Source organism: Marinigracilibium pacificum (assembly GCF_012926615.1).
Lineage (GTDB): Bacteria > Bacteroidota > Bacteroidia > Cytophagales > Cyclobacteriaceae > Mangrovivirga > Mangrovivirga pacifica.
On record NZ_JABBNU010000008.1, the window covers coordinates 42,593 to 60,393 of the forward strand.

14 protein-coding genes are annotated in these 17,801 nt (G+C 36.0%); 9 read left to right on the forward strand and 5 right to left on the reverse strand.

What is annotated here, in order from left to right:
- Positions 1-34 precede the first annotated feature (34 nt).
- The gene (locus tag HH304_RS13190; protein ID WP_169682415.1) at positions 35-628 is read left to right on the forward strand and encodes an acyl carrier protein phosphodiesterase; all 594 of its coding nucleotides are present in this window, start codon (positions 35-37) and stop codon (positions 626-628) included.
- Positions 629-647: 19 nt separating this feature from the next.
- Here the strand turns inward: HH304_RS13190 and HH304_RS13195 are convergent, their stop codons facing one another.
- Entirely contained in the window at positions 648-3,464 is a 2,817-nt protein-coding gene (locus HH304_RS13195) for a WD40/YVTN/BNR-like repeat-containing protein (protein WP_169682417.1), read from the reverse strand.
- Between the two features lie 204 nt (positions 3,465-3,668).
- On the opposite strand from HH304_RS13195, the gene HH304_RS13200 reads away from it, so the two are divergent.
- The 3 genes from HH304_RS13200 (at position 3,669) to HH304_RS13210 (ending at position 5,209) form a co-directional block, all read left to right on the forward strand.
- A complete protein-coding gene (locus tag HH304_RS13200; protein WP_169682418.1) occupies positions 3,669-4,013 on the forward strand; it encodes a DUF5605 domain-containing protein in 345 nt (114 codons plus the stop codon).
- A complete protein-coding gene (gene crcB, locus HH304_RS13205) occupies positions 4,013-4,381 on the forward strand; it encodes a fluoride efflux transporter CrcB (protein WP_169682420.1) in 369 nt (122 codons plus the stop codon). The genes HH304_RS13200 and crcB overlap by 1 nt, the downstream gene beginning before the upstream one ends.
- A 78-nt stretch (positions 4,382-4,459) precedes the next feature.
- Positions 4,460-5,209, forward strand: coding sequence for a hypothetical protein (locus tag HH304_RS13210; RefSeq protein ID WP_169682422.1), 750 nt, complete (start codon positions 4,460-4,462; stop codon positions 5,207-5,209).
- A 47-nt stretch (positions 5,210-5,256) separates the two neighbouring features.
- Here HH304_RS13210 and HH304_RS13215 read toward each other — a convergent pair whose 3' ends face one another.
- The 4 genes from HH304_RS13215 to HH304_RS13230 are packed head-to-tail and all read right to left on the reverse strand — an operon-like array spanning position 5,257 to position 12,700.
- Complete coding sequence (locus tag HH304_RS13215) at positions 5,257-6,306, reverse strand: M42 family metallopeptidase (protein ID WP_169682424.1); 1,050 nt, start codon at positions 6,304-6,306, stop codon at positions 5,257-5,259.
- A gap of 3 nt (positions 6,307-6,309) precedes the next feature.
- Positions 6,310-6,594 (reverse strand): hypothetical protein, encoded by a 285-nt coding sequence (locus tag HH304_RS13220; RefSeq protein WP_169682426.1) that lies wholly within the window; start codon positions 6,592-6,594, stop codon positions 6,310-6,312.
- A 14-nt stretch (positions 6,595-6,608) separates the two neighbouring features.
- Positions 6,609-11,627, reverse strand: a complete 5,019-nt coding sequence (gene porU2 / locus HH304_RS13225; protein WP_169682427.1) for a putative type IX secretion system sortase PorU2 — start codon at positions 11,625-11,627, stop codon at positions 6,609-6,611.
- Entirely contained in the window at positions 11,624-12,700 is a 1,077-nt protein-coding gene (locus tag HH304_RS13230) for a putative type IX sorting system protein PorV2 (protein ID WP_271711617.1), read from the reverse strand. The genes porU2 and HH304_RS13230 overlap by 4 nt, the downstream gene beginning before the upstream one ends.
- Before the next feature lie 339 nt (positions 12,701-13,039).
- On the opposite strand from HH304_RS13230, the gene HH304_RS13235 reads away from it, so the two are divergent.
- The 5 genes from HH304_RS13235 (at position 13,040) to HH304_RS13255 (ending at position 17,801) form a co-directional block, all read left to right on the forward strand.
- The gene (locus tag HH304_RS13235) at positions 13,040-13,369 is read left to right on the forward strand and encodes a PadR family transcriptional regulator (RefSeq protein ID WP_169682430.1); all 330 of its coding nucleotides are present in this window, start codon (positions 13,040-13,042) and stop codon (positions 13,367-13,369) included.
- 13 nt (positions 13,370-13,382) lie between these two features.
- Positions 13,383-15,806 carry a PspC domain-containing protein gene (locus HH304_RS13240; RefSeq protein WP_169682432.1) on the forward strand — a complete coding sequence of 808 codons (2,424 nt, stop codon included), beginning with the start codon at positions 13,383-13,385 and terminating at the stop codon, positions 15,804-15,806.
- Between the two features lie 125 nt (positions 15,807-15,931).
- The gene (locus tag HH304_RS13245) at positions 15,932-16,357 is read left to right on the forward strand and encodes a carboxypeptidase regulatory-like domain-containing protein (RefSeq protein ID WP_271711618.1); all 426 of its coding nucleotides are present in this window, start codon (positions 15,932-15,934) and stop codon (positions 16,355-16,357) included.
- Positions 16,358-16,465: 108 nt separating this feature from the next.
- A complete protein-coding gene (locus tag HH304_RS13250; protein WP_271711619.1) occupies positions 16,466-17,005 on the forward strand; it encodes an RNA polymerase sigma factor in 540 nt (179 codons plus the stop codon).
- Positions 16,998-17,801, forward strand: coding sequence for a hypothetical protein (locus tag HH304_RS13255; protein WP_169682436.1), 804 nt, complete (start codon positions 16,998-17,000; stop codon positions 17,799-17,801). Before HH304_RS13250 ends, HH304_RS13255 begins: the two co-directional genes overlap by 8 nt.

Below are 17,801 nucleotides of genomic sequence, written 5' to 3' on the forward strand. Positions count from 1 at the left end.
TTGCTTAATTAAATTTAATCAACTTGTAAGCTATATGAATTTTTTAGCACACTTATATTTAAGCGGAAATAACCAGGGAATCAAGGTCGGTAATTTTATCGGTGACTTTGTGAAAGGAGCGGATATATTTAATTATCCACGTTCAATCCAGGATGGTATCAGACTACACAGAGCAATCGATGAATATACTGATTCTCATGAAGTTGTATTAGAAAGCAAGAAAAGACTTCGTGCTCGTCACAGTCATTTCTCACCGGTTATTGTTGATATCTTCTATGATCATTTTCTAGCCTCCTTATGGAATGATTACCATGATGATGAACTCATATCTTTTGCTCATAATTCATATAAGCTCCTGGAAAACCATGAAGAGTTTTTACCGTCAAAGACAAAGCATATGCTTCCATACATGGTTGAGCAGGACTGGCTTACTTCATATGCAGAAATTGAAGGAATAAGAAGAGTAATGCATGGAATGTCTCGAAGGAGTAGCTTTTCTAATAAAATTGACTCTTCGGTAGATGACCTTTTAAAAGATTATGAACTTTATAAAACAGAATTCCAATTATTTTTCCCGGACCTTATTGATTTCACCAAAAAGTATATGATAAAAAAGCGGATAACTTAATACCCGCTTTTTATAATTCTTATTTCTTTCTTGTTTTCACTTCAAATTCCGAGGTAGCTGTTGACTTTCCAAGGCTATAAGTCACCGAATATTTGCCAGGCTTGAGGTATGACTTTTCTTTTGATTTCTTCTTTCCATCAAATGAATAACCTTTTATATCATACGTTGTGGCCCCATAACCGGCATCAACATTTTCTTTCCAGCTAGAAATCTCATTCCCAGACTCATCTTTGATTAATATTTTAAGCTCCCCGACACCACGAGAATACCAGCTCAATTTAACCTTTGGAGTATATGGTTGCTGCCATTTATAGGTACTCTCTCCCCATTTATCTGAGTGCATAACCGACTCAACTTCATATGCTATTAAAGTTTTAGCCGGATCAGCTACAATTTTTCTCAATGGCTTTATGTCAGCTACATAAATACTTCTTCCATGAGTTGCGATAACCAATTCACCTTCACGTGGATGGAACACCATATCATAGGAGGCAACATTTGGAATCGAAGCCATTATTTCCCAATTGATTCCGCCATCGAAGCTTACATAACTACCTGCATCTGTCCCTAAGAATAATAATTCCGGCTGCACAAGATCCTGCACAATGATATTAGCAGCTTCATATTCGATTCCATCACGAATAGAAGTCCAGGATTGTCCAAAATCTTCACTCTTATAAACATGAGTTTCGAAATTATCTTCTCTATATCCGGTCATTGTAATGAATACTTCTCCTTCATCATGATTAGATGGATGAATGCTACTAACCCACAGTCCTTCAGGAAGACCATTAGTTATTTTTCTCCAGTTACCCCCTCCATTATCCGTCATCCAAATATTTCCATCATCAGTTCCAACATAGATCAAACCAAATTTTAATGGAGACTCTTCAATAATCGATATTGTTGAAAAAGGCACATTACCCTGAGGTAAGTCCCTGGTTAGGTCATCACTTATAGCTGTCCAGTCATTTCCTTGATTCATAGACCTGAAGACTTTCTGAGCACCCATATATAAAATCTTGTTATTATGAGGACTCATTTCCAAAGGAGTTCTCCAATTAAACCTTAATGGATCTTCACCAATATCATGTCTAGGACCAATTTTGGTATAATCATTTTTATCCATGTCAATTCTGTAATAATTACCAAACTGGAATCCGGTATAAATCAAATTATGATTTTCAGGATCTGGAAAGACATACATCCCATCACCGCCAAAAATCTTATCCCAATGCTTACTTTTATTCGGAACCGACTTACTTGAACCTCTTAGCGAACCATTATCTTGTAAACCACCATAAACCATGTAAGGTTCCTGATTATCAACAGCTACTGTATAAAACTGTCCTATAGGTAAATTATTAATATGCGTCCAATGGGCACCTCCATCATAGGTACGATATAGTCCTCCGTCATTTCCCAATAGTATATGTTTGGGGTGTTCAGGGTTTATCCACATCGACTGATGATCGACATGTACATCACCAATTGAATCCAGCCTGTGCCAGGTAGATCCTCCATCATTACTTTTAAGAAGAGGAACGCCCATGATGTATAACTCATCATCATCTTTTGGATTCAAACGAATTTCACCAAAATAATATCCATAGGTGAAATAAACTCCATCAATAGGATATGAATTAACTAGCTTCCAGTTTTCACCAGAGTCAACTGATTTGTACACTTGAGCACCAATTACTGAAGTATTAAATAATGCGTTATTAGCGTCACCAAGGTAATCTGATAAAGCTTTAGGGCTATATTTATTATCTCTTATTTCATTTTTAACAGAAAGAGCATTGTACTTCTCCGGAAATCCATTGTCTTTAAGGTAATCATTAAGCTTTTCATCACTTAAAGCAAGAAAATCATCTTTACCCATATCTATGAAGTCTGAAGCCAACAATTCATCTCCCTTTCTTTCTTTCTTTTTCTTCTCCTCTTTTTGATTATCGAGCAAAGCATAAATTACTGAAGGATTTTCCCTACTCACCGCCAGACCAATTCTTCCTCTGCTCTCAGGCTCTGCAAATCCATTATTAACTGCTTTCCATGTTTTACCTCCATCATCAGACCTGAAAATCGATGATCCGGGACCATGCCCCTTGAAGTTCCAGGCTTTTCTGGTACGCTCCCAGGCAGATGCCCAAAGCTGATCCGGATTATTAGGATTAATAACTAGATCAATTATCCCTGTGCTATCATTTACATACAACGTTTTCTCCCATGTTTTACCACCATCTGTTGTAAGGTAAACGCCTCGTTCTTCATTTGAAGAATATAAATTACCCATTGCTGCAACCCAAACCTTATCCGGATTACCTGGATGAACTATTATTCTTCCGGTATGCTGAATTCCTTCCAACCCAAGAAATTGCCATGTTAACCCACCATCATCTGAGCGATAAACACCATCTCCGGCATAGCTACTTCTACTTGAGTTGTTCTCTCCTCCTCCAACATATATAATTTGACTATTTGAAGGAGCTAGTGCGATATCACCAACACCAATTGTTCTTTGATTATCAAATATTGATTCAAAACTTTGCCCGTTATTGGTAGTCTTAAAAACCCCACCGGAGGCGTAAGCTACATAAAACTCATAAACATTTTCGGGATTGACTTCAATGTCAACAATTCTTCCTCCTTGAACAATTGGTCCGATATTTCTTACCGGCAGATCTTTAACCGGAGAGGAGCTTCTCAGAGCCTGTCTTTTTGAATAGGCCTTTCCAAAAACATCCTGATTTGATGGACTAACTTGTGCCCATGCATCACTTGCAAAAAGTATACAAACGGCAAAAATTAAGATCGCGGGAATATTTTTTCTCATTTTTCGTGGGTTATTATCGAATTAAAATAATCTTAGCATTAATATTTCTTTATTTCTCTAAACTGAAAATAAGGTATATTTGAAACAAGATAAATATAATTAGTTAAAATTATTATGTTAATAAGCAGACCCAGAAGAAATACTCTTTTTTCAATGTTCCTTTTTATTATTATCCTGTTTGCAGGTATTTACTTTTTATTGAACATGTATAACCAGAGCGGACACTGGGGGTGGATTATAGGAATTGTATTTCTAGGGCTTGTCGCGATAGCTTTAATTCTTAAAATCATGTTTGGATATAAAATCATTAAAGCTGAAAAAAGTAAATTTCTGGTTTATTATCCTTTCCGATTCAGAAGAGAGAGCTTTTCACTATCAGATTTAATCCAGTGGCAGATAGTTGTCATTGACACAGGAAAACAACCATTTGAGGAAGTACAGGCTATATTTACAAATGGAAAATTCACAATAAACCTTCCTGAAAACAGCAATTATCAAAAATTCAAACAATATTTTGAAAAGAAGGCTCCCAAGAAAAAGGTTAAATAATGAAATACATCTTATTAGTAGGTATAGGAGGATTTTTAGGAGCTGTTTCAAGATATCTCGTTGGAAAATGGCTGTATACAGTCACCATATTTCATATTCCATGGGCGACATTATTGGTCAATTTATCAGGTAGCTTTTTAATAGGAGTAATTCTTGGGCTAACGACTCAAACTGATAATCCATCAGAAAATTTAAAACTTTTGTTAGCTACCGGATTTTGTGGTGCATTTACTACATTTTCAACATTTTCATTTGAAAACTTAATTCTAATCAAAGAACAAAATTATCTGGTTGCAATCATTTACACTTCAATAAGCTTTGTTGGTGGTCTATTGCTTGCATGGGGAGGCTTTGCATTAGCAAAATGATGAATACAACTAATAATTGCTTCTGATTAAAGCAGATATTATATTGCAATTCACACTTTAACCAGAAAAATATTTCCCATGAAGAAGTTCCTGATTATTTTATTGGTATCCGTTTTAGCGCTGATTATAGCATTTTTTATTGGAACCAGCCTGGCAAGTGAAGCTCTTCCTCAGGGTGAAAAAGGTGCTCAAGCAGATAGTCTGGCGAAAAAAATGCTTTATGCTATAGACAATAATGCATGGGGGAACACAAAATTTGTTGCATGGAACTTTTCAGACCGGCATTCCTTCATTTGGGATAAAGATTCTCATTTTGTTTCTGTAAAATGGAGTGATAAACATGCGGTTATTGACCTAAATAAACAAACAGGGATTGCATTTAAAGATGATGAGCTTATCACTGATATTGATGAAAAAAATGCCATTATAGCCAAAGGCATTAAACATTTTAATAATGATTCTTTTTGGCTTAATGCTCCGGCAAAGGTATTTGATTCAGGTACAGAGAGGCGATTAGTTAATTATGAAGGTCAAAAAGCCCTTTTGGTAACCTATACTTCCGGTGGCACAACTCCCGGCGATTCCTACTTATGGATATTAAATGATAATGGACTGCCGGAAAGTTATAAAATGTGGGTTAGTATTATCCCAGTAAAGGGAATTAGTGCAAGTTGGGAAGATTGGGAAAGTCTTTCAACCGGAGCAAAAATCGCAACCTCTCATAAAATCTCATTCTTAAACATAAGAATCAAGGATCTTAAATCCGCTGAAACTTTAACTGAAATTTCTCCTGATACACCAGATTTATTTTCTTCATTAAAAAAATAATCCCCGATTATTAAACCGGGGATCCAATTACTTAAATATAAAAATCTTTAATGACTCCAGTCATAAGTATTAATTTCTTCAAGACAAGACTTTAGTAAATTAATACAATCTTCAATATCATCTTTATTTGCCATTTCAATTACCTGATGAAGGTACCTTGTTGGTATTGAAATAGCTCCGCTTATTGCTCCTTTTTTTCCCATTCTCTGGATTCCAGCTGTATCCGTTCCTCCTGCAGTAAGGATTTCGGGCTGCCACTTAATTTTTTTATCATCGGCCACCTTCTTCATAAAGTTAACCATTCGGTAATCGCAGATAGTCGATGCATCCATAACCTTTATAGCTGCCCCTTCTCCCAATTTAGTAACTTTTTCATGCTCACCAGCACCAGGAGTATCAAAGGCAATTGTTGTATCCAGACCTATACCAAAATCAGGATTGATATTATGAGCAGCAACGTTTGCCCCTCTTATACCAACTTCTTCCTGAACTGTAAAGACACCATATACATCAATATCGTTATTCTCAAGATTTCTTAAAGCTTCAATTAGAATAAATACGCTAACCCGATTATCAATCGATTTACAGTTAACGCAATTCCCCATTTTAATTAGCGATCTTTCTCTGGTGATCGGGTCTCCAATTGACACATATTTTTCAACCTCTTCTTTGGAAAGGCCAAGGTCAATGAAATAGTCAGTAGTCTTTGGATTTTTATTTCTTTCCTCAGGACTCATCACATGTATTGGTTTAGTTCCCATAACACCAACCAGATCCTTCTTTCCATGTACAATTACACGTTGGGCTGTTAGTGTCTTCGGATCAAAACCTCCTAATGTATGAAATCGAATAAATCCTTCTTTATCTATATGAGTAACAATAAATCCGATCTCGTCCATATGAGCTGCAACCATAACACTTAGGTTGTCAGGATTATTTTTCCCTTTTTTCAGCGCATATACATTGCCAAGATTATCAACCTTGACATCATCGACTAATGGAGTCACCTCCTTTATCACTCTGTCACGAATTCTCTTTTCAAAACCGGGTGCTCCGGCTTCCTCACAAATTTCCTTCAGTAACGAAACGTTTATCATGGGTTATTTTTTAATTAATGCATTTCTATGAATTACAGCTTCATTAATTTTATGCTCATCATCCTGATAAATAAACACGACATACTCCTGCTCATCCCATTCTTTCGAAGTTTTACCTTCGTATGAATCACGATAGCCTACAACTACATATGGTCTATTGTCTAAACCGTTAAAAAGTGTAACCTGTCCTAACTCTAGTGGTGGTTCAGGATGACCATTCGATGATGAGTCAATATTACAAGAAGTAAGTATTAGTACTGTAAACAATGTCAAAAAAATATATCTCATCTCATTCCAGTTTATTATCGTAGAATATACAATTTACCAAATCCGTTTTTAAAGGCTCTTGAATCAGGTCTAAGACTCCTTGTCTTTATCTGCTGGCCGTTATTTCTAATTGAAACTTTGTAAAGATAAACTCCATTTGCCAATCTGTCACCAAATTCGTCCGTTCCGTCCCATGCGAACTCGGTCATATTATTACCTGCATAAATCGGACCAAGTTCATCTTGAGTGATTTCACGCACAATTCTTCCACTAATGGTCATTATTGTAATCTTAACCTCATCGGGAACCTCCACTCCTGTCAATGTAAATACAAATCTCGTTGATGTAGAAAAAGGATTTGGGTAAGGATAGAAATTAGTGATTGTTGACTCATTAATCACCTCAAAGGTAATTTCATAAGGCTCTCTACCGGTCTGATTTCCTGAGGCATCAGCTGCTTTTACCCAAAGTGAGTAAATGCCATCTTCTAAAGGACCAGGCCGAAAGTTAACAGTATAATCCCGGTCTTCAAGTGCTGGCAGGATTTCAACTTGATCAGAAGATAGCACAACCTGCTGAAAATCACACCCTTCACAAACCTTTTTAAATAATAATTCAACTCCGGTAGTATCAGATTTCCTCAGGGTATTCTGGTCATCTCTTACCTTTATCGCGATTAAAGGATCAGGAGAAACAATCTCACCATCCATAATAACTCTTCCGTCAAATGTAACCTTTAGTGTAGGTTGCAAAGTATCCCGGACAACTTTTAATAATCTATCGCCGGAAAAAACATTGTTATTATAATATATCTCAGGTTCTACATAAGGATTTACAAATACCGAGATATCATTTTCACCAGTAAAACCACGAGTATTAAAATCTATTGTAAACAACTCTTCTACACCAGGAGTTGGCGCTAAAATTTTTACCGTATCACTAAAATCCTTACCTGTATCCCGGTTTCTTATTCTGTATAATACATCTAAAGAATCAGAAAAACTCTTCTCAGAAATATTTTTAAACGCAAAATCAATACTTTTTATCTCTCCTTCGTTTAATTCTGTTCTGACAGTTTGAGTTTCATCTGTTGGATAAAGAATTCCCTCTGCAGGATAATTCAAAGTAACAAACCAATAATCTAATGGAGACGGAGTTCGATCTTCTGTATCCCTGACACTATACCTTAACCGGAGATAAGGGTACTGATCAGGATCAATCATACTGATATCATATTCACCATTTTGAAGATTTGTAAATCCGGATAACTCTGATTGCTGGCCACTAAACGTTTCCCCTAATAGAGTTACAGAATACTCATCATTAGATTCTACATTTGCTTTTACCTTTAGTGTTTGAAATTCAGTAGCTGGTCCTATTCGAGTTGAAAGTAATTCTCCCTCTTCAAAACTTCCATTGATAATCCCGTCAAAATCTATTGATTGTAGCTCTTCAGGAGTCATTTCTGCTAATATAACAGTTGCACCGCCTGGTGAAACACCTTTTTCTCCTACAATAATTAAAGGATGACCATTTGAGAGATTATTCCAGATTGTCAGAGGAACACCTATTGATTGTAGAAGTTGCTTTGTTTGATCGGTTATACCGCTGTAGTTAACACTTCCAATGCTAAATAAAATTACTTTATCTCCATTTTTAAGACCATTTATATAATCAGTCAGATCCGGACCTGAATTTTGATTTATCTGACTATTAAGGAAGTTATTTATAACCTGAGGTCTTCTTCCACAACGGTTTGGATCGAGTAAGTCAAAATTGCCATTATCTAATACTGCATATGGATTTGCATTCTGACGGTCAAATGCAACTGCATTTAAACTATTATTACGGCAGATTTTTCTCGAATCATCAGTAATAATATAATTCAGGTTATTTATAAATAATCTGATATTCTCAGGAATTCCATCCGGATTAGAAGCTCCGTAGGTAGTTAATCCGACAATTGCTTCGGTGTTTTCAAATTGCCATTGGCCTGTTATCGGGTCGATTATAATTCCTTCTGCATCATTAAATTTAAATTGATCCGGTCGAAGCTGCGCCCAGGCTTCAGGGTGATTATTGATATAACTAAAAGAGCTTCTAACAAAAGATGTATCTTCTTCCGGTGCGGGTTCACTATACTTTGATCTCCAAAACCATGCAACACTATCGGTATCTGCAATTGAAACCTGAAGTGAAGCTTCAATGACACCACTTACCTGAATTGAATTAAATGCCGGACTATTAAATAGCAATAATGAATCAATATCTATATCAAATGACCTGTTTCTTTCTCGTGAATCAGAAGAGCTTACAACCAAAGTAGTTTCTGTTTCAGGTAAAACTGAAAATTCAGGAGGAAGTAAAGTAACAACACCAGACTTGGGTATAAATACCGGAATGCGGATAGTATTGTTTGTTTCATTTAATTCGGTAACAAAACCCTCAGAGTCGACAGTAATTTCAAATATATTATTTCCAAATGCCCCCGAAACGTTCGGAATTTTAAATACAATCGTATCACTATACAAAATTGATGACCGGAAAAAATCATCGTATATAAATGTTGTACCGTCTTCTAAAATCCGTGTGATTCTATAGTTAATTGAGTCCTTTGTAGTTATACCATAATTATGAAATGCTACTTTTATAGAAATGGAGTCAGACTGGTCATTTAATGATCCTCCATCACCATCACTAATTGTAAATGTTTCTGCAATTGCCGCATAATCCGGCTTTCCGGCTCCAAACAAACGAACTGCAGGATCAGCGTACAACATCATCTGGTGAACCTGAGCCATATGACGCTCACTAGGAAAGATACTTGTATAATATTCCCTTTCAGCAATTACCTTTATTTCCCCAATGGTCTTGTTGATATAAGTGCTGTCTGAAAAGGCAAAGTCATAAATATAACCTGAATATAACCTCAGGTCTGTACTAAATGCAAGGTTTGCATGTGCAATGAATCCGATAGAACCTTTGTCTGGTATGATGACCCAGTCTTCACTGAAGGCAATAGCTGTACCAAACAAATTACCAGCATAACACCCATTTATAAGCATAAAAGGGTATTTACCCTTATTTTCATATCCTTGGGTTGGATCTGATGCTTTACCAATGTCAATATCAGAAGCAACGGTTCCCGAATGACCGAAAAATGTGATCATTGCTAACCCATTATTTGCCTGTTCAGCAATATTTATTTCTTCAACTGAATTATTCGTGTTTTTACCCTGAGTAGTAACTTTTCCACCCATAAAATGAGATTCGGCATCAATCTTAAACTCATCTACATATCTTCTGAATGATATCAGCTCATTTTCTGTCAGACCACCGCTTAGATGAAGAAAGTCTTTTCTCCATAACTCAACATATGGCAATTGTTCAATTTCTTTAACCTTATTTAAATAAGCTGCCAAATCATTGGCATTCTTAGCAGGAAACCTACCCGTTGCAATTGTTCCTCTTGGGTCATTTCCATTGAGATAAGCACTATAAATAGCATCACTTCCTGGAAATCCTGCAGTGGGAACTAAGTCATGTAAAACATCACCGTCATCGCTATTAATTGGTCCATTTCGGTAATAATCACTATACCAGTATAAACCTCTCCCAGCTATAAATATAAATTCAAGATTTCCATTTTCACCGAGATATTTTACCAGATTATAGATACCTCCGGGCCCTGGTTGACCATAATTAAATTGATCAAAGATCTGATCAACATCCATTGTCATGGTATCATATCCACCACCGGAGATTGAGGCACGATATTCTGCATACGCTTTAACAGGATCATCATAATCATCGGCCGGAACATGCAACAATTTATTAGAGATAATTAAATAGTTTGCAGATAGATCAATCGGACTAAACTCTACCCTGCTTATTTGTGGTACCCCAAGATAATTCGACGCTGCAAATATTCTCCTTTCAATAAGTGCACCATCATAAATAAAACTTATATCATTTCCCTGTCGGTCAAATGCAATTGTTCTGATGTTATCAGGATCAGTCAAATCATATATTTCTTGTACTGAGGAAGCATTTTTTATAGTCCCAATTGCATCTCCATTTGTTTGTCTGTCGAAAAGAAATTCTTTATTCCCTTCTCCAAACATATCAGAAAACTGGCTATAATTTAGACTGGCATAAGAAACAGATATATCGTCCGTAGTAGTATTATTTACGGTGACTCTTACAAAAACCTCATCATTTGATCCAATTGCCGACCATGGTATCTGACCAGTCCATGACTCATTGACAAATCCTGTAAATGTTATTGTTGTGACTAAAGATAATTCATTAGCATTCGGGCCAACATAAATCTCTGCAATATGACTTCGATTATTTCTTCCTGTAAGTTGAATAGTGAAAACAGGTAATTTGCTTGCCCCGGTACCTCCTGAAACAGGAGCCAGAGAAAAATCAAATGATTGTCCTCTTCTTACCCTTTGACCTGTCCATTGCTCACCTTTATCAAAAGGAGTAATCATAATGTCACCGATATACCTTACCCCGGTCGCAGCCTGATCTGTAAACACTCTGACAGTCTCTTCAATATGAGTTTCTAACAAAGGAAGACCTCCCAAATCATTTCCTGTGTAGGAGTTCATTCTCTTTCCCAGGCTACCGTCAAGGCTCCAGGTCAGGAAATAAAATGACGAATCTGTATATATATTATAATATTGATGTGGCTGATCTCCCGGATTAGAATACAAAGATTGATCAAGCTCTCCATTATTTCTGACTCCATAAAAGATTATGTTATCCCCGGGATTAAATTCACCATCACTTTCTCCTTCAATTTTGATAGCTTGTTCCTTCCCCAGGTAATATAATTTCATCAATCGAGGATCAACACTATTTACCGGGAAGTCATTTGCCTGTAATTGTTCATATGAAACAGAGTACATACCAGACTCGGCCAATTGAAGCTTATAATATTGCTGATTCGTGTTAATCCAATCATTAGCATATTGGGCGTTTATTTGGATTAAAGCCGAAAGCAAAAATGATATAACTAATAATATTTTCTTCGGTCTAATCATTTTTTAATAGCAAAATCGATTTTCAAACTAAACACATGAGAGTATAAAGCCTCACTTACATTCCCAACATCCGTTAAGGCATAATCAACGTATAGATTTTTGATTTTCAGTCCAATTCCAGCTGCCGGAGTCAATTCATAAGATTCAGAACCATCAAAATCTTTAGTTTTTTGAACTTTTCCAGCCCCGGCTCTTAAGAAAACAATATTTTTATAATCCATTTCAAGTCCTGCGTATGGATCTACAGAAGTAAAGCTACCCGAAATCAAGGTGTTTCTTTTTCCATCAAAAGTCAATAATAAATCCAGTGAAGGCCTGATCCCAAAGTTTTCGGATCCGATATTAAACCTTCTGTTTGCGCCAATGATCAACCTTGGAGGAGAAATCTCCAGACTTTGTTCTGAAAGCTCATTACCTGTTTGGGCATAAACTTGTGAAAGTAAACTCGTTTCATGGTACCAGGCAACATAAGTTCCGGTAGCATCACGTAAGGTAGCTCCAAGATCCCAATTCCCTATAGAAGTTTTAACCCCCAAATCAAATCCAAAACCCCAGGCAGTAGCAAAATCACCAGCATTCCTGTACAGAACTTTAACATTTGCTCCAAACTCAAGATTAGGAGTTTTTGGAAAAATATGAGCTACAGAAAATATAAAGGCATAGTCTGCTGCAGAAAAAAATCTGATATTATCATAATTTATAGAGCCATCAGCATCATATAAGAACCGGGTATCGGGTATGTCGTCGACTCCAAGCCTTATAAAACTAAATCCAAGTACTGTAGATGAATCAGTCCGGGCAGCAATTCCGGCATAATCATAATTGGCAATGCCCGAAAATAAGGATGTATGCATGGCAGCAACTTGCACCTGATCAGAGTTAATACCCAGTAGTCCGGCAGGATTCCAATAGCCGGAATAAACATCTGAAGCAACAGATTGAAACGCTTCACCCATACCATAGGCACGGGCCCCCACGCCTAATGCAAGGTACTCATTAGCATATTTTGGTGTGCTTACCTGGGCAATGACCATTGAAGGGAATAAAAAAATCAACCAATAAAATCTGATCATAAGGCAAATTAGCTAAATATACCTTTCAGCAAAACCCTTAATCCAATAAAAATTCAATTTTTTTTTATTTTTTTTCACTTTTTAGTCCCACTCAAACCAGCAAATCATAAAGTATTGATAAGCAGCACTTTATAAAATTAAGTTTTTAAAAAACTGTTCACTTTTGTACACCTTTATGTTCAAGTTTGTAACAAAAAACCAACCGAATTCAGATGCGTTAAACATAACAAGGAACATGTCATAAGACAGTACCTTGCATTACAAAGTACATTGTATTACTTTAGCAAATAATGACAGAAAAGAAAAACGTATTAAGCAGATGCATAAAATAGAAAAAAGATGAAAGTTGAAAATACACAAGTGCAAATGCGGAAAGGAATTTTGGAGTTTTGCATTTTGCATATAATTTCGAGAGGTGAAGTTTATGCTTCCGACATGCTGGATGAACTAACCTCAGCACGGATTATGGTTGTGGAAGGCACCTTGTATCCGTTACTGACTCGCTTAAGAAAAGCTGGATTAGTTGAGTATAAATGGGTTGAGTCTCAATCAGGCCCACCCCGTAAGTATTATACTTTGACAGAAGAAGGCGAAGACTTCCTGAAAAATTTGAATGATACCTGGGAAGACCTCGTAACATCGACAAACCAAATCATCCAGGAAAAATAACTGAATAGAAGCCATGAAAAAGAATATAAGTATAAATATTGGAGGAATCATATTCCATATAGAAGAAGAGGGATATGATAGTTTGAAATCCTATCTGGATTCCATCAACAAATACTTTTCTACGTATGAAGACAGCAGTGAAATTATTGCTGACATAGAAAACCGCATTGCAGAGATCTTCTTAGCTAAACTTAATGAAGGCAAACAAGTCATTAATTCAGAAGATGTTTCGTCCTTAATCAGTACTATGGGTAGTATTCAAGATTTCGAGGCATTAGAAGAAACTCTTGATGATGGAACCTTTAGAGAAGAGTTCAGCCATAAAAAACAAGCAACTTATGATGAACCAAGTCATGCTACAAGAAAGCTTTTCAGAGATATGAATGGCCGATTAATCGGAGGTGTATGTAGCGGATTAGCACATTATTTTAATGTAGATGCTTTATGGATCAGATTATTATTCCTGATTCTTACGTTTGGAGGTTTTATATTTGAACCTGCCCCGGTACTTGTAATTATAGGTTACATAGCAATGTGGATTATTGTACCCCCTAATTACACTCTCGAGGAAAACCAGCAAATCAAAAAGCTATACAGAAATCCTGACGATAAAGTTATTGCAGGTGTAGCAGGAGGTATAGCTGCATATTTTGGAACAGACACAACATTAATAAGAGTACTTTTCATCCTTGGTATTTTTGCTGGAGGAACAGGACTGATCTTATACCTGGTATTATGGATCATTACCCCTATAGCAGCTACCATAACTGAAAAAGTACAAATGCGGGGGGAGCCAGTAACCCTTTCTAATATCGAGTCTAATATTAAGAAAGGGTTGAACTTAAAAGAAGATGATCAGGAAAACCTGTTAGTCAAAATTCTTTTATTCCCATTCCGACTAATTGCAATGTTTTTCCAATGGTTATCTCGTGTGCTTGGTCCATTATTGAAATTCATTGTTGAAGCAATCCGTGTAATCATTGGTGTATTCATCACATTTGTTGGCTTAGCGGTAGCTGTTTCTACTATAATTGGTCTTGCAGCAGTATTAGGTATTACGGCAGCACCTGACAACATGGTAATCGATGGAGTTCCGATAAGTATATTCACTGAAATGGTACCTACCATAGGTGTGTTAGGAGCATTTTTGATTGTGATTATTCCTGCAGTAATGTTGGCCATAGCAGGTATTTCGATAATCTCACGAAGATGGGTTTTAAATACTGGAGTAGGTTGGAGTTTCTTAGCTGCATGGTTTATTTCAATTGCAGTTGTTGCTGCCACTATTCCAAAAACAATTAACAATTGGAGTGATGAAGGATATGTTGAAACTGAAGAAATATTCAATAATGTACAGGGGAAACAACTTGTATTAAGACTTTCTGATATATATGAAGATGATAATAACTTATTCAGCAGAGACATCAATGACTATAATGAAATCAGACTTCAGCTAAGAGGGCATGATGAAGATTATGTGAAAGTTGTTAAAAAAATCTCTGCAAGAGGAAGTTCATTTGAAAATGCTAGAAATTATGCTGAAAAAGTTAGTTATGATGTAGTTCAAGATGACTCAACAATAGTCTTTGACAGGGAAATAAAATTTGATAAAGAAGCAAGTTGGAGAGCACAGGAAGTTACTGTGACCTTATACATCCCTTATCAGACTCCAGTTCATGTTGAAAGCGGATTTAACTCAATCATTTCACGAACACTGAGCAAATATGGCTTCAGCCGATCAGATTTTTCTAATAATACCTGGGTATTTAATCCTGAAGGCCTGCAATGTATGACATGCTCTTCAGAATATGATTCTAAGTATAGTTACGAATACGATTACAATGGCAGAGATGGAGAAATCATAGAATTTGACTCTATATCAAGTCTGGTAATCGATGAAGCTTTTAATGTGAAGATAAATCAAGGAGAAAAGTATTCAGTAAAATTAAGCAGTCATTCAGAAAGATATGTTGAGAAAGTAAACCTTACTAACATTGATGGTACATTAACGCTTGACTTTGACAATGATGGAAACTCATGGTCCGATGAAAGTGATGAGGTTTACATTGAGATTTCTGTTCCGGAAATACAATCAATAAAGTCAACTGGTAAAAGTAAAATCTACATAAACAATCTTAGACAGGAAAATCTGGAGATTGACGCTTCTAACCAGGCGAAGGTTAATTTTTCTGGAGACATAAACAATCTTTTTATCACCGCAACGGGGATATCAAGAATTGACCTTGAAGGAAACTGTAAATTCATGCAAACGAAGATATCAGGAAGTAGCTCTTTAAATGCAAAACAATTAAGAACTGACAGAGCTGAAGTGACCGTTTCAGGTGCTGCACGAGCTAAAGTAAATGTTATTGATGAATTAATAGAAAACACTTCTCAATATGGCTCAATTGAAAACATCGGGCAGTATAACAAATAAGAATTTTCTGTTTATATTTATTAAAAACCGGCTTTAGGCCGGTTTTTTGCTTTAAATTAAAAGTAAGATCAAAACAAGTCCATAAAATGAAAATGAATCGAACAATTTGCTTAATACTTATAACAATGACCATATTTATGATCTCATGTGCCTCAGGCAAAAAACAAAGTAGTCAGGGAGTTATTGGGAAAGTAATGTGGTATGAAGGAAATTTTATGCCCACCATGGGAGATAACAGTCAAAGAGATAAACCTATTGGAGTTGAGAGAAAAATTTATGTATTCAAACCAATAAAAACTACATCTCTGGAAATTTCAAATAACACATGGGCCAAGGATATTTCTGAAGAGCCAATAAAAATTATAGAATCAGATAAAAGTGGTAATTTCAAGATCTCCTTACCTGAAGGTAAATACACTCTATTAAGTAAGGAAGAGGCTGGTTACTACATAAATAGCTTTGATGGAGATAATATAATTAACCCTGTCGAAGTAAGAAAAAACAGTTGGACTGAGGTAGAAATAAGGTTAGATTATAAAGCATCTTATTAATTTTTTTTGAGTGACGCAACCTTTTGATAAGTAGCTGCATCTTCCTATTGAATGCGAATAATGAAACTGAAGATTTCACATAACGACTCGCTGGAACAGGTCATCTTAATGTGCCGAAAGAACAATCGTTCTGCACAGAAATCGCTCTATGAACGATATTCTGGAAGAATGTTATCTGTCTGCAGACGCTACATTTCGGATAGCCTGGAAGCGGAAGGAGTTATGGTCAAAGGGTTTATGAAAATCTTTGAAAAAATTCATCAGTATGAATTCCAGGGAAGCTTTGAAGGCTGGATGCACAGACTTATGGTCAATGAAGCATTGATGTACATAAGAAAGAATAAAAACATGTGGCCAGAATCTGACATCAACGAAGCGTCAAATGTGCCTGATTATGCTGCACTTTCAAGTACACTAGAAGCCGATGATTTGATGAAAATGATTGATAAGCTTCCTCAAGGATACAAAACGGTATTTTCTCTATATGCTCTTGAAGGCTTTTCTCATAAAGAGATCGCAGAAAAACTTGACATAAGTGAAAACACCAGCAAGAGCCAACTCAGTCGTGCTCGCTCTCATTTACAAAAAATGCTTTGTGAAGAAGAGAGTAGAATTAAAAAAATTGTAAAGGAGGACCATCATGGATAACTCAAAAATTGACAAGCTGTTCAGGGAAAAACTATCTACTCATGAGTCCCAGCCTACAAATCAGGCATGGGAAGATTTGAATAGTATGCTGGACAATAAACAAAACAAAAACAAGAAAACAGTATACATGGTAGCTGCGGCTATTGTTTTCATGATTTTATCCTCGATATCATTTTACTTTTTTAACAATGAAAATAATGTAAGTGAACAACCTTCTCTTGCTAACTCAAATGAGGTCATTAAGCCTGAAGAAATTACTCAGCCAGATAATATCATTACCCCTGATGAGACTGAAAGTCTGGAACTCATTGCTAAAAATACTGATGAAGCAAAACAACCTGTTGATGAACAAAAATTAGAAGTTATTGATGACGAAAAGACAGAATACAAAGTAGCAAAAGCAGAACCGATCAAAAACCAACACCTGAATAAAAATATATCAAAGACTGAAAATGATAATTCAAAAGAGATACCTGAAGTGTTAAGTGAAATTTCACCTACTGAAGAAATTATTGCAGCAAATATTGAGTCTGAACAACCAAAAGAGGGATTTGAAGACTTACAAGCATCTGTTGAATCAGTTACGATTTCGTTTCCGAAAGTTGCAGCAAATACCAGAAGTTCGGAAACAACAGAATCAATTGAATCAACATGGGGAAATGACTCAGTAATCGAAAGCCTCACTGCAGATAGTAAGGTATCCAAAGAAGGAAAAAAGATTTTCAATTCATTAAAAAGTACTACCAATCAGTTATTCGCATTCAATGGTAAAAACAAAAACAAAGAAACTGAATAG